Raw genomic sequence first — 13,407 nt, 5'->3', positions numbered from 1 at the left:
GTCACCCTCTTCACTCCTCATAAATCCAAGATTTTATTACTTTGGCCACCTCCTCAGGGTGTCTCGCTGCAAAAGCCCTTAAATCCTCTATCTCTATAACCCTCTCCTCCTCTAAGAAGAGCTCCGGATGAGCTAGCATTTCCTCAAGCTTAGGCCTTTTTTCCTCCGGAACAGCTTCAGCAGCCTTCCTTGCTTCCTCTTCAAGCTTCTTTCTCCTCCACCTTCTCCAGAGGATGTATCCAATGAGAGAGCCAGCTAAGGCTCCTGCTACACCTAAGGTTAACATTAAGCGAAATCTTTCTTTCGCCCTTAACTCCGCCTCAAGCTCCTTAAGATAGGCCACATTAAACTCTATACTTTGAACAACTATTTCGTCACCCCTATTAGGGTTATACCCAACGGCAGCGGCAACCGCATTTTTAAGATCTTGAAGCTGATTAGGATCAAGCTTCGCATCCACTACAACTGACACAGTCATTCTCTTTATTTTACCCGGTGCAACTACCTCCTTTTCCTCCTCCTTGCTTATCTCATAGTTTCTTATAGTTTCAGCCTTATTGTAAGCTACCTCTTCTCCCTTCCTCTCAGGGACCTGATACCCAGGTATGTTCGTCTGAGTTCCCGGAACACCAGCAGGAGGCGCAATCGTCCCCTTATACTGCTCTTCTATGCTCTGCTCACTTCTAACTATACCAGAGCTACCGACAACAGGCTTAAAGGTCTCCTTTTTAACTTCCTTCTTACTCAAATCTATTTCAACCTTCACCCTAGCCACAGCTCTACCAGGACCAAAAACCTTCTCTAACATAGCTTTAAGCTTTCCCTCTAACTCTCTCTCGTAAAGAGCTTCTATCTCCTTCTGCAAGGTTGATATCTTTCCCGGCTCTCTTAAAACATATTCCTCACGAAGCATCTCCGTTAAAATATTCCCCTGTGTATCAACTACAACTACGTCATCAGGGGAAAGTCCCTCAACGCTATGAGAAACAAGATGAACTATAGCCTTAACCTGCTCAACCGATAGTTTAGCACCGGGCTTAAGCTTAACAAGCACCGAGGCAGTCGTTGCCTTTTGCTCCTCAACGTAAAGCCGGGGCTGAGGAAGAACTATGTTAACCTTGGCAAGCTCAACAGGCTCAAGATTCATTATAGTTCTAGTAAGCTCCCCTTCAAGAGCTCTTAGATAGTTTATCTGTTCTTGAAAAGTGGTTAAGCCAAACTTAGGTTTTTCAAATATTTCAAAGCCCACGACCCCTTGAGTAGGCAAACCCATAGCGGCAAGTTGAATCCTCAAGTTATAGACCTTATCTAACGGAACAAGTATAGTTTTACCTTCATCAGCTATCTTATGAGGAATCTTTGCCTTATCAAGCTGATCTATTACAGCTGAAGCATCTTTAGGATCTAAGTTAGTAAAAAGCGGAACATATTGGGGTTCCCTTGCCCAAAAAATAAGAAGCAAAAAGGAAATTAATAAAGCCCCACCCGCCCCCAAAATAAGGATCTTTTGGGGTTTCGACAAAGCATTCCACTTAGAGGAAAACGAATAAATAAAGCTTCTTATCCTTTCGAACATGGCAATTTAAGTTAACCTAGTTAACCTATCATAGGCATCTATTATTCTATTCCTTACCTCGGTAAGAAGCCTAACGGCAAGCTCCGCTTTTCTAACTGCTATAGTAAGCTCATGAATATCCTCTAACTCCCCTGTAGCCGCCTTTTGAGACAGCCTATCAGCTTCCTTCTCAAGCTCATTTACCTTCTTTATTCCACTTTCAAGAAGTTTCAAAAAGCTTCCATCCTTGCCTTGAGAATCTTCGATCTTTTTCTCCTCACCTTTTCCTTTTAAGCTCGAAAGGCCAAGCCTATCAAGAGAAAAAATTATCTTTTCAACCAACTAATTTCACCCCCTAATTATCTCAAGGGCATTCATAAACATGCTTCTTGTAGTATTTATGGTCATAAGATTAGCCTCATAAGACCTACTTGCAGCTATCATATCTACCATTTCTCTAACAACATTTACATTAGGATAAGCCACATATCCCTCCTTATTAGCATCGGGGTGATTAGGATCGTATACAAGACGCGGAGGCGTCCGATCCTCAACTATTTCTTTAACCCTTACCCCTTCTCCTTTAAAATCCGAGATCCTTTTAGGTGACGGAGGAAGAGAAATACTAAATTTCGGTGGAAAGGAGCGCTCACGAGATTCAAAGATAACCATTTTTCTTTTGTAGGGACCACCCTCAGGAGTCCTTGTGGTATTTACATTAGCTAGATTATCAGATATAACATCAAGCCAAAGCCTATGAGCTGTCAATGCAGAAGCGCTTATATCTATAGTTTTGAACATCCTCACTTCCTAGACTACCTCCTTCCTATAGCTATGTCAAGTATAGCAAATTTACGAGTTAAAGTTCTACTTAAAGCTGCATGTTTCATAGCATTTTTGGCAAGCTCGGCAAGCTCTAAATCTATATCTACTCCATTTTTATCATTTCTAAAAAATAGATCATCCCTTTCCCAAACCTCTGGCTTGACGCTTTCTAAGGTGAGCTGAGGCTGAGGTATAGGAATATGCCTAGGATGAGTAACATATCCCCTTAGCTTTTTAGGTTGTTGAGAAAGGGCCTCCTTCAGCTCTTCCTCGAAGGTTACTTCCTTTCTCCTATATTCAGGGGTATTTACATTAGCGATATTATTAGCTATTACCTCTTGCCTTAAGGAAAGAGCACTAAGGGTCTTCTCAAGGACCCTTGTAGTCTTATCAAAGAACAAGTGCACCACCTCCCTCTTATTTTTCGCTATGGAGATGGTGCACCTTTAGCTACTTTACCTTAAGTTCTTTCAAAAAGAGAGGCGTAATAACCCTTATATATGTTCCTTTCATACCAAGCGATCTTGTCTCTATTATACCAGCGCTCTCGAGCTTCCTCAAAGCGTTAACTATCACGGAACGAGTAACACCTATATCTCCGGCTATCTTGCTTGCTATTACAACACCTTCACTATTATTGAACTTCTCAAATATCCTCCTCATTGCGGAGAGCTCAGAATAGGAGAGGGTTCTTAAAGCAAGCTGAACGGTTATCTGCTCCCTAGCCATCTTTTCCATTTCCTCATTTCTTGCTCTAAGGATCTCTATACCCACTATGGTAGCTCCATATTCCGCCAATATCTGATCTGCCAAAGACAAACCATTATCAAAGCGAGCGATAACAAGCGTCCCAAGCCTTTCACTACCACCAACTATAGGGAAGAAGCTAACGAACTTGTTAGGATATTTACAGTCGACATCAAAGAAGTAAGAACAACGTCCACTTCTAGGAGTCTGATTTACCATAGGTTCAACTATCCTTAAAAGCTTTTCATTATATTCTTCTGGATACATCCCTTCCTTCAAAACCTTCCAAACTTCTGGACAATCATAGTTGTTTAAAAGAGCATACCCAAGAATCTTTCCATCCTTATCAGAAATGTATACGTTTGCTTCTATCACCTCGCTTAAGACTCCAGCTATAGCTTTAAAATCTACCTCGCGTCCTGCCTGACGCTCGACTAACCTGCTTATTTTGCGCTCCTTCCGTAACAGTTCCTCTAAGACCCCTAAATCCTGACTTTTGGCCATATTTTTCACCCTCCTTAAAGGATGTATTGACTAAGATCTTTCCTCCCCACTATAGAGGAGAGCTTATTAACTACATACTTCTCATCTATGACAACCTTCGTGCCCCTTCTTTCAGGAGCCTCGAAAGATATGTCCTCTAAGAGCCTTTCCATAACCGTGTGAAGTCTTCGCGCCCCTATATTTTCCATCTCCTCATTAACTCTATAGGCTATCTCAGCTATCTTACTTATAGCCTCTGGGGTAAACTCGAGCTCTACTCCTTCTGTAGCTAAAAGAGCCTTATACTGCTTTACAAGAGCGTTCTTGGGTTCCACCAATATCCTTTCAAGATCTTCTCTATAAAGGGGTTTAAGCTCGACCCTTATGGGAAACCTTCCCTGAAGCTCAGGTATGAGATCCGACGGTTTAGCCGTGTGAAACGCTCCAGCAGCGATAAACAAAATGTGATCCGTTTTCACAGGGCCGTATTTTGTTATGACCGTAGAACCTTCAACTATAGGTAAAAGATCCCTCTGGACTCCTTCCCTTGAGACATCAGGACCATAGGTGCTTCCCTTGCTTACTATCTTGTCTATCTCATCTATGAAGACTATTCCCATCTCCTCAGCTCGCCTTATAGCCTCTTGAGCCACCTCATCCATATCTATGAGCTTCTGAGCCTCCTCTTGCTCTAGAACCTTCCTTGCCTCTTTAACTTTCAGTTTTCTCCTCTTCATCCTCGGTGGAAATATGTTCCCTAAAAGATCCTGAAAGTTGATTCCAAGATCCTCTATTCCCATCGCGGTGAAAACCTCAACCCTAGGCAAAGATCTATCAACAACATCTATCTCTATAACTCTATCCTCAAGCTGACCGTTCCTGAGCATCTCAAGAAGCCTTTGGCGAGTGCTTTCTCTAACAGAAGGCTCATAGGTTCCAGGCTCTTGAGCAGCGTAAGAATACCGCATCCCAGGCATCAAAGCCTCAACAATTCTTAACTCAGCATGAGTCTGAGCCTCTTCCATAACCTCAGTCATCTTTTCCGACTTAACCATTTGAACGGAAACCTCAACAAGCTCTCTTATTATAGAGTCCACATCTCTACCCACATATCCAACCTCTGTGAACTTAGTAGCCTCTACCTTAACAAATGGAGCACCCACAAGATTAGCAAGTCTACGAGCTATCTCTGTTTTACCAACCCCAGTAGGCCCTATCATAAGGATATTCTTAGGAGCCACTTCCTCCCTAAGCTCCGGTGGAAGGGATTTCCTTCTCATCCTGTTTCTTAAGGCTATAGCTACAGCCCTCTTGGCTTCCTCCTGACCAATTATATATTTATTAAGGGCCTCAACTATCTGTCGAGGCGTTAGGCTATCTAAAGACAAATAGATCACCTCTCTTAAAGCTTTTCTATTATAAAGTTACTATTTGTATATATACATAAGGCCGATGCTATCTTAAGAGATTCCCTAACTATTTCTTCCGCCGAAAGATCAGTGCGAGCAATTAAAGCCTTAGCCGCTGCAAGAGCATAACCCCCACCTGAACCTACAGCTATTACATTGTCATCAGGCTCAACTATATCCCCCGTACCAGATATAAGAAGTATTCTTTCCTTATCCATAACTATCAAGAGAGCCTCAAGCCTTCTTAAGATCTTGTCGGTTCTCCAATCTTTAGCCATCTCAACAGCAGCTTTCAAAAGATTACCTTGACTTTCCTCAAGCCTTCCCTCAAACCTCTCAAGGAGAGTCATGGCATCGGCTGTGGCTCCTGCAAAACCGGCAAGAACCCTTCCTCCATAGAGGCGTCTCACCTTCTTAGCGCTTTCCTTTAAGATCATCTCTCCCATCGTAACCTGACCATCCCCACCCATTACAGACTCTCCCTTATGTCTTAAAGCAATGATCGTGGTAGACTTAACTCCTCGGATGGGCAAGCTCATACACCTCCTTCACTCTCTCTAAGGTAACCTTAGTATAAATTTGCGTTGTGGCAAGGCTCGAATGACCTAACATCTCTTGAACCATCCTAAGATCAGCTCCTCCTTCAAGAAGATGAGTAGCAAAAGAGTGCCTTAAAACGTGAGGAGTAACATGCCCCTTTAAGCCCGCCCGAAGAGCCATAGCCCTTATTATCCTCTCAACGCTTCTTGCTGTAAGCCTATCGCCATTTTTGTTTTTAAACAAAGGCCCACTCATCCCGCTTTCCTTACCGTAGGCCTTAAGAGCCTCAAGAGCTTTCGAACCTATAGGGACTATTCTTTCTTTACCTCCCTTTCCTACAACTCTCACTATCTCATTAATCCAATCTATATCGCTCCAATTCAGGGAAACGAGCTCTCCCACCCTCACGCCAGTAGCATAGATAAACTCAACTATAGCTCTTTCTCTTGAGTCTAAAGCCGAAGATATCAACTTTTCCACCTCTTCCACTGAGAGAGCCTTCGGAAGAGATCTATTCATCCTCGGATTTTTAAGAACCCTTTCAAGCGATTCCTTAAGAAAACCTTTTTCCCTCAAAAACCTTAAAAAGGATCTGAGCGAAGAAAGCTTTCGAGCTATACTGCTTCTCTCATATCCTTGAGAGGAAAGGTAATCCCGATATTCCCAAAGAGTATATCTATTAAGCTCCAAGGACCTATCTTCCAAAAAAGATAAAAATTCACATATATCAGAAGAATAAGCCTTGAGAGTATGTTCCGAAAATCCTTTAAATAAGGCAAGCTCACGTAAAAATTCATCTAAAATTGTTTCAAACCCCATTTTAAGCTAATATTTTAAGCATTTCCACCAATTTGTCAAGGTATTTATAGCCCTATCAGAAAGTTTTATTTTCCTCTTCACTTTGTCGCGCTCCTTAAATTCAAGCGAAGGAAGTATCCCAAAGTTAGCGTTCATGGGCTGAAAGTTACAAGGATCAGCTGTAGTTATGTATCGTAAAAGAGAACCTATCATAGTTTCTTCAGGAAACTCAATATTCCCATCGGAAATGATACTTAAGGCAGCGACTAACCCCATAGCCGTAGACTCCATATACCCTTCAACTCCGACTATCTGTCCAGCAAAAAGAACTCTTCTATCTTTCTTGAGCCTTAAAGAACGGTCAAGAAGGACCGGAGAGTTTATGAAAATATTCCTATGCATGACACCATATCTGACAAACTCGGCATTTTCAAGGCCCGGGATCATTCTAAAAACCCTTCTTTGCTCACTCCACTTAAGGTTCGTCTGAAAGCCCACAAGATTATAAAGCGTTCCCTCTATATTCTCCCTTCTGAGCTGAACCACAGCATACGGCTCCTTACCGCTTTTCGGATCTATCAAACCAACGGGCTTAAGCGGACCGTAAAGAAGGGTTTCCTTCCCTCTAGAGGCTATAACCTCTATAGGCAAACACCCTTCGAAATACTTAGGATCCTCGAAAGAATGAAGAGGATGCCTCTCCGCGTTAACCAAAGCCTCCCAGAAAGCCTCGTATTCTTCCTTGGTCATAGGACAGTTAAGATAGTCTTCTCCCACTCCATATCTAGACCCCTTAAAGATCCTCTCCATATTAAGAGATTCATAAGTAACTATAGGAGAAACAGCATCGTAAAAGTAAAGATATTCCGAACCTAAAAGCTCTCTTAGCTTCTCAGATAGGGAAGGAGAGGTCAGCGGACCAGTGGCAACTATCACTTCACCGTCATCCGGAACCTCTTTAACCTCCTCTCGTACCACTTCTATCAGAGAGTTTGAGCTTATCCTTTCGGTTACAAGTTTGGAAAACCTCTCCCTGTCTACAGCTAAGGCTTTGCCCGCTGGAACCCTAGAAGCATATGCACACTCAAGTATTACCGAACCGAGTAACCTAAGCTCCTCCTTCAATAGCCCGGAGGCAGTATCAAGCCCTTCGGCACCAAGGGAGTTACTGCAAACAAGCTCAGCGAAATATCCCGTTTGATGAGCTGGAGTCATAAGGTGGGGTCTCATCTCGAATAAGGTAACCTTAATTCCTCTTTTAGCAAGCTGCCAGGCAGCTTCACTACCGGCGAGTCCGCCACCGATAACACAAACCTTTCTCAATTTAAGGTTTTCTTTTGCCCCTCCTCCTCAAAAAGAATGGTAAGCATATCCTCATCTTCTATAAAGTTCTCCATTATATATCTCAATTCCTCTATATCTATCTCCTCAAACTTGCCAGGTGTAAGAAACATTATCTGCTCCAAGAGCGCCTCTCTATCTTTTTCATCCAACAACCCTAGCTGAACTGCCTTATATATTATCCCCTCGGCAGCAGGAGTGAGCCTTAACCTCTCTCTCGCATGAAGCACTCTTATAAATTTTTCCTCCATATCTATCTCCCTCCTAAGAGAATCCATTAAACTCCTCACTTAACTCTAATAACCTTGTTTCCTTCAACTCTCTTTAAATATCCTTTTAACTCAAGCATAGTTATTATAGCAAATTTTCCGCAATTAGCATCATCATAAAATAAATTATCGATGGGGAAAACCTCTCCAACAGGCAATTTATCGAGAATTCTCCTCTCTTCCTCAGAAATATCTAAAATATTACCATCTCTTTTAGCAAAGCTCATCTTTACTCCGTATTCTTCCAGAATATCCTCAGGCTTTAAAGCAGGCTTAGCCCCTTGCTGAATGAGCAGATTAGGCCCTTCACTCTTAGATGAGTATATACTACCTGGAACGGCAAATACATCTCTACCCTGATCTAAAGCGTAAGAGACAGTTATCATCGCTCCGCTCTTTAAGGGAGCCTCAACAACCAACACCCCTTTTGAAATCCCGCTTATAATTCTATTCCTGCGAGGGAAGTTTCCAGAAAGAGGAGGAGTAAAAAGAGGATATTCACTTAATAGCGCACCCCTAGAAGCTATCTCTTCAGCCAATCCCTTAAGCTCAGGCGGATATAGATTAAGGATACCAGAGCCTAAAACTGCATAAGTTGTACCTCCTCCCTCTAAAGCTCCCTTATGAGCCTCAGAGTCTATCCCTCGAGCGAGACCGCTGATTATACAGACTCCAGAAGAGGCAAGAAACTTACTAAACTCCCTTGCAACTTTCCTGCCGTAAGGAGAAGGCTTTCTCGTTCCGACCACAGCAAGCGTCAATACGTCATTTTTTAAGCTACCCTTAATGTACAAAACAGGAGGATGATTCTCTATCTCCTTAAGGAGAACAGGATATCCCTCGTCTAAAAGGGTTAAAAAGCTTATGCCCCACTTATCCATTAGCTCAAGCTCCCTCTCAAGAAGCTTCTCCTTCTTAACTTTTAAAAGAGCTTGAGCTATCTTCTCCCCTATTCCAGGAACTTGAAGCACTTCCTTTAAAGAAGCGTTCCAGGCATCCAAAGGTGAACCAAAAAAGGCTATAAGAGAGCTGATTTTAACTGGTCCTAATCCTTCAACCAAATTAAGTCCTAAAAGAGCTAATCGATCGTCCAAGGTGTCTCCCTTCTATCTAATAGCCTAAAAGTTAAAGCCTCAGCAAGATGCTCCACCTTTATATCGGGGCTTCCGCTTAAGTCAGCTATTGTCCTTGCTACCTTTAAAACCTTATTGTAAGCCCTTGCAGTTAGACCAAGATCGCTTAGAGCTTTCCTTAAAAAGGCTTTTTCCTCTTTACCTAAGGGGCAAAACCTTTTCAACTCATCAGGGGTCATCATGGAGTTAAATCTCAAGGGAGAAGAAAACCTTTCCCTCTGAGCTTCCCAAGCAAAAGCAACCTTTCCTCTTAACTTCTCATTTGTCTCAGATTCATCGGAACCAGCAAATACAAGCTCATCTGGCTTTAGCCTTGGGACCTCCACATGTAAATCTATCCTATCTATCAAGGGACCAGAAAGCTTTGAGAAATATTTCTTAATCGCCAGAGAGGAACACTTACATTCCCTTTCCGTGTCACCTAAAAAACCACATGGACATGGGTTCATAGCACCAACCATAAGAAAGCAAGCCGGAAAGGATAAGGAATATCCTGCCCTAGATAAGCTAACCTTTCCTTCTTCAAGAGGTTGTCTTAAAACCTCCAAGGATCTTCTTGAAAACTCAGGAAGCTCGTCTAAAAAAAGAACCCCTCTATGAGCTAAGGATATCTCTCCTGGATGTGGGCTTCCGCCTCCACCACATAGGCCTACTTCACTTATCGTATGATGAGGGGCTCTAAACGGCCTCCTCACTATCAAACCATTATTAAGATATCCCGCTATACTATATATCTTAGAAACCTCTACTATTTCTTCGTCAACCATTGGAGGAAGAAGAGAAACCAATATCTTAGCAAGCATAGTTTTTCCGCTACCAGGTGGCCCGATCATTATCAGGCTATGCCAGCCTGAGGCAGCTATCTCTAAAGCCCTTTTAGCGAAGACCTGTCCTTTAACATCAGATATATCAAACTCAGAATCAACTGGTAAAGATTTGAAATCGGTAGGCTCAAGCTCCTTAAGAAGCATCTCCCCCTTAAGAAATGCAAAGGCCTGCGATAGATTTTCAACGCCATAAGCTGAAAGCCCAGAAGCTATTGGAGAGACCTCAAAAGCGTTTTTAAAGGGAAAAAGAAGCTTTAAGTTCTTCTCCTTGGCTAAAGAGGCGGCTAAAATTGCTCCTCTTGTCTTTTCAAGCTCCCCATTCAGTGAGAGCTCCCCGAAAACAAGCCAATCAGAAAGCTCGGGTAACTCACCTAAGGCTGAAAGAAGAGCTAAGGCTATAGGAAGATCGAAATGACTGCCTTCCTTCTTCAAATCAGCAGGAACAAGATTAACTACAACTCTGCTTGACGGAAAGGAGAAACCGCTGTTTTTCAAGGCTGACCTAACTCGTTCTTTCGACTCTCTAACGACGGTGTCTGGCAAACCTACAAGATTAAAGGATGGCAAGCCTCTAGAAACATCTACCTCAACTTTGACCGGTATAGCTTCAAGACCGTTAAAGGCCACGGTCCAGCAGAAGCTAACCAAAGACTCCGCCCTCCCCTAAGATATTCTCATAGTGATTGAGATTACCACCGTTTATAGCAATGAGATCGAACCTAAATGGAAGATCAACAAAACCTTTCCTTGAGAGGTAAACCATAGCAGCCTTATAAAGCTTTTTAGCCTTATGGAGAGTAATATTATATTCCGCATCCCAAGCCTCACTACTTTTAACCTCGATGAAAACTATAAAACCGTCTTTTTTAGCAACTACATCTATCTCGCCAAAGCGGGTAAAGTAATTTCTCTCAAGAATGCTGTACCCCTTTCTCTTAAGGTAAGCTATCGCTTCTTCTTCAGCCCTTTTACCTTTCTCTTTCACTCTATCATCTCCTCAACCTTTATGTTCTCATGAATAGATAGGTCTATCTCAACGGGTATCTCAAGGTCGTTACCGCTCCAATCCTTTATCACTCTAACTATAGGTGCATCAGGGAATCCCCTTTTAGTTTGGGAAACAACAGCTATCTCACCCGTAGAGAGTCTTACCATGCTTCCAACCGGATATATAGCTACATTCTTCAGAAAAGCTTCTACAACATCTCTATCAAATAGGGTTCCCACACCTTTTCTTATTATCTCGATAGCCTCATTTGGCTTAACCCTAGATTGGAAGGGAGATCCTGAAACAAGTATATCGTAAGTGTTAACAACGCTTGCTATCTTAGCAAACTCATGGATATCCGATCCATAAAGTCCCCTTGGATATCCCTTCCCATCTAGCCTTTCATGATGTTGATAGGCAATATGAGCTGAAAGAAGAGATACTCCCGGAATTCTCTTTACGATCTCATACCCCACCACAGTATGCTTTATTATAAGGGGATTTTTTTCATCCCCAAGCAGCTTCTGATCAGCTAAAACGGCATCATCTAAAATGGCCTTACCTACATCGTGAAGGAATAACCCCAGGCCTAACGGGAAAAGCCTATCAGGCTTATAACCAAGAGATAACCCTGTCATCATGCCCAGTACGGTGACATTTACCATATGTCCATAAAGGAAATCCTCTAAACCCCTTATATCTATAAAGCTATAAAGGGCCTCTTTTGTCCTGAATACCTCCCTCATAAGGGAGTCTACAACACCTTTAATTCCCTCTATATCCTCACTTAGATCCAAGTCAGAAATCTTTTTATTGTAAAACTTAAGCTCCTTCCTTATCTTAAGCATTAGCCTGCGCGCCTCTTGAACAGCGTTCATCCTCACTTTATCCAATATAACATCCTCTACATCTATTCCTTTCAAAGGCTCCTCCTCAATGTATATTACAGGTATACCTAGGCTCTTAAGCCTATCTATATGTTTTTTGTCAAGCACTATGCCTCTTCTTAAAAGAGGCCTTCCATCAGAAGTATATATAGTTTTACCCACAACCATCCCTTCTTCGAGTTTCGTAACCGGTAGACATCTCACCCTTTAAGCTACCCCCTTAGTCTATATATAAAAGCCAAAACCTCAGCAACTGCCTTATAAAGCTCAGGCGGTATCTCCTCCCCTATATCTACCTTTAATAAAAGCTCAACAAGATCAGGATCCTCATATATAGGTATATCATATTCTTTAGCAATCTCAATTATTTTTTCAGCTATTTTACCCCTTCCTGAAGCAACCACCTTAGGAGCTTTATCTTTCTCTTCATCATATTTCAAGGCAGCAGCCTTCTTCAAATCCTCACTCATATTCTTATATCCAATCCCTCCCCCTCAAAAAAAGACCTCTCAACTAACATCGAACGCGAGGATAAACCTCCCACATCATACCCTTGCCCTTCAAGCGAGGATAGCAAATCTGAAAGATTCCTCCTTATAAGGGCGAGGACCCTTTCTTCCTCAGCTTCCAAAGTTAACCAAAGCTTTCCTTTCAAAAGATAAAATAAAACTCTTATCCTCCCAAGGCTCTTAAGTTCAAGGAAGAGCTCAAACCTTTCTCCTTCCTCTTTCTTATCCACTTCTCTGCTTTTATACTTTTTCAGAGAAGAAATAACTAGCTCGCCTTTATCCCATAGGATTGGAAACCAAAGGTATATAAACCAATCCCCCTCTTTCGGCGGAAGGCTTAAAACTCTCGGAAGAAGAAGCCATCCCAGAAGCTTCGCTCCATCCGCTCCACCTTTACTAATAAGAAGCTCAATTAATTCATCGCCCTCCAGAATACCGCTTTCTAAGAGAAAGCCCTTAATAGACTCAGCTGAAAGGCTTTCCCCTCTGGGGATGATCCTCTCAAGAAATCTCCTTATGTCCTTATCTCCATAAAAGAGAAGCTTTAATAGAATCTCTCTCAAAAAGAACGGGCTACCGAGTACAAGCAAAAGTTTAATAAGAGAGGCTGATACCCCAAGCTTCGCTTGAAGAGCTCTTAATCCTTCGATAATGAAGGAGAAATCCTTACTTTTCAAGATAAGCTCTCCTAAAAGCTCTACCTCCCTTCTCCCAAAGCTTACTCCCAAACCTTTCAAAATCCTATAAGCAAGTTTAAACTCAGGCGTATCCTTTAATCCCAGCTTTAAAAAGCCCTCATCCAATTCCTCTTCCGAAAGAAGCTGAAGATGAAGCTTATCTCCAAAAATACCTTTAACCCATAGAGAGACTTTAGCTCCCACCTTAAGAGGAACCTTGCTCTCAGCAGCAAACAAAAGATCCTCAATCTCAAGTAAGGGAAGATCACCAGATTTTCCTACAACCTTACCCTCTATAACCTTCCCTTTAAGAGGAGCCAGTCTACTTAAAACTTCCCCTGATGCGTTTAACTTTACATAGCTCAAGCTTATAACACTCCCTTAAAGCTCTTTCTATGTATCGGCGAGGGCCCATATTG

General features: G+C 42.3%; 16 protein-coding genes. All 16 read right to left on the bottom strand.

Features of this window, described 5'->3' with window-relative positions; genetic code table 11:
- Window positions 1-10 precede the first annotated feature (10 nt).
- From fliF to NZ900_08785, 16 genes are read right to left on the bottom strand one after another with little or no spacing between them, the layout of a single operon-like run.
- Window positions 11-1,576: a flagellar basal-body MS-ring/collar protein FliF gene (gene fliF, locus NZ900_08860; protein ID MCS7234190.1), complete on the bottom strand. Its 1,566-nt coding sequence runs from the start codon at window positions 1,574-1,576 to the stop codon at window positions 11-13.
- A gap of 6 nt (window positions 1,577-1,582) precedes the next feature.
- Window positions 1,583-1,897: a flagellar hook-basal body complex protein FliE gene (fliE, locus tag NZ900_08855; protein ID MCS7234189.1), complete on the bottom strand. Its 315-nt coding sequence runs from the start codon at window positions 1,895-1,897 to the stop codon at window positions 1,583-1,585.
- A gap of 6 nt (window positions 1,898-1,903) precedes the next feature.
- Entirely contained in the window at window positions 1,904-2,362 is a 459-nt protein-coding gene (flgC, locus tag NZ900_08850; protein ID MCS7234188.1) for a flagellar basal body rod protein FlgC, read from the bottom strand.
- Window positions 2,363-2,370: 8 nt separating this feature from the next.
- Window positions 2,371-2,781, bottom strand: coding sequence for a flagellar basal body rod protein FlgB (flgB, locus tag NZ900_08845; GenBank protein ID MCS7234187.1), 411 nt, complete (start codon window positions 2,779-2,781; stop codon window positions 2,371-2,373).
- A 49-nt stretch (window positions 2,782-2,830) separates the two neighbouring features.
- Window positions 2,831-3,631: a GTP-sensing pleiotropic transcriptional regulator CodY gene (codY, locus tag NZ900_08840; protein MCS7234186.1), complete on the bottom strand. Its 801-nt coding sequence runs from the start codon at window positions 3,629-3,631 to the stop codon at window positions 2,831-2,833.
- Between the two features lie 14 nt (window positions 3,632-3,645).
- Window positions 3,646-4,998: an ATP-dependent protease ATPase subunit HslU gene (hslU, locus tag NZ900_08835; GenBank protein MCS7234185.1), complete on the bottom strand. Its 1,353-nt coding sequence runs from the start codon at window positions 4,996-4,998 to the stop codon at window positions 3,646-3,648.
- A gap of 14 nt (window positions 4,999-5,012) precedes the next feature.
- Window positions 5,013-5,558 carry an ATP-dependent protease subunit HslV gene (hslV, locus tag NZ900_08830; GenBank protein MCS7234184.1) on the bottom strand — a complete coding sequence of 182 codons (546 nt, stop codon included), beginning with the start codon at window positions 5,556-5,558 and terminating at the stop codon, window positions 5,013-5,015.
- Window positions 5,533-6,378, bottom strand: a complete 846-nt coding sequence (locus NZ900_08825; GenBank protein MCS7234183.1) for a tyrosine recombinase XerC — start codon at window positions 6,376-6,378, stop codon at window positions 5,533-5,535. The genes hslV and NZ900_08825 overlap by 26 nt, the downstream gene beginning before the upstream one ends.
- A 6-nt stretch (window positions 6,379-6,384) precedes the next feature.
- A complete protein-coding gene (trmFO, locus tag NZ900_08820) occupies window positions 6,385-7,680 on the bottom strand; it encodes a methylenetetrahydrofolate--tRNA-(uracil(54)-C(5))-methyltransferase (FADH(2)-oxidizing) TrmFO (GenBank protein MCS7234182.1) in 1,296 nt (431 codons plus the stop codon).
- Window positions 7,677-7,949, bottom strand: a complete 273-nt coding sequence (locus NZ900_08815) for a DUF494 family protein (GenBank protein ID MCS7234181.1) — start codon at window positions 7,947-7,949, stop codon at window positions 7,677-7,679. The genes trmFO and NZ900_08815 overlap by 4 nt, the downstream gene beginning before the upstream one ends.
- A 35-nt stretch (window positions 7,950-7,984) precedes the next feature.
- Entirely contained in the window at window positions 7,985-9,061 is a 1,077-nt protein-coding gene (dprA, locus tag NZ900_08810) for a DNA-processing protein DprA (protein ID MCS7234180.1), read from the bottom strand.
- Entirely contained in the window at window positions 9,046-10,575 is a 1,530-nt protein-coding gene (locus NZ900_08805; GenBank protein MCS7234179.1) for a YifB family Mg chelatase-like AAA ATPase, read from the bottom strand. Before NZ900_08805 ends, dprA begins: the two co-directional genes overlap by 16 nt.
- A complete protein-coding gene (locus tag NZ900_08800; protein MCS7234178.1) occupies window positions 10,568-10,912 on the bottom strand; it encodes a YraN family protein in 345 nt (114 codons plus the stop codon). The genes NZ900_08805 and NZ900_08800 overlap by 8 nt, the downstream gene beginning before the upstream one ends.
- Window positions 10,909-12,006, bottom strand: coding sequence for an HD domain-containing protein (locus tag NZ900_08795; protein MCS7234177.1), 1,098 nt, complete (start codon window positions 12,004-12,006; stop codon window positions 10,909-10,911). The genes NZ900_08800 and NZ900_08795 overlap by 4 nt, the downstream gene beginning before the upstream one ends.
- A gap of 8 nt (window positions 12,007-12,014) precedes the next feature.
- Window positions 12,015-12,272, bottom strand: a complete 258-nt coding sequence (locus tag NZ900_08790) for a FlhB-like flagellar biosynthesis protein (protein ID MCS7234176.1) — start codon at window positions 12,270-12,272, stop codon at window positions 12,015-12,017.
- Window positions 12,269-13,354 (bottom strand): flagellar hook-length control protein FliK, encoded by a 1,086-nt coding sequence (locus NZ900_08785; GenBank protein MCS7234175.1) that lies wholly within the window; start codon window positions 13,352-13,354, stop codon window positions 12,269-12,271. The genes NZ900_08790 and NZ900_08785 overlap by 4 nt, the downstream gene beginning before the upstream one ends.
- Window positions 13,355-13,407: the final 53 nt, after the last annotated feature.

It is taken from the genome of Synergistota bacterium, from assembly GCA_025060595.1.
Taxonomy (GTDB): domain Bacteria; phylum Synergistota; class GBS-1; order GBS-1; family GBS-1; genus 42-11.
The sequence above is the reverse complement of the archived record's forward strand: the minus strand, read 5'-3'. Positions and strand labels throughout refer to the sequence as shown.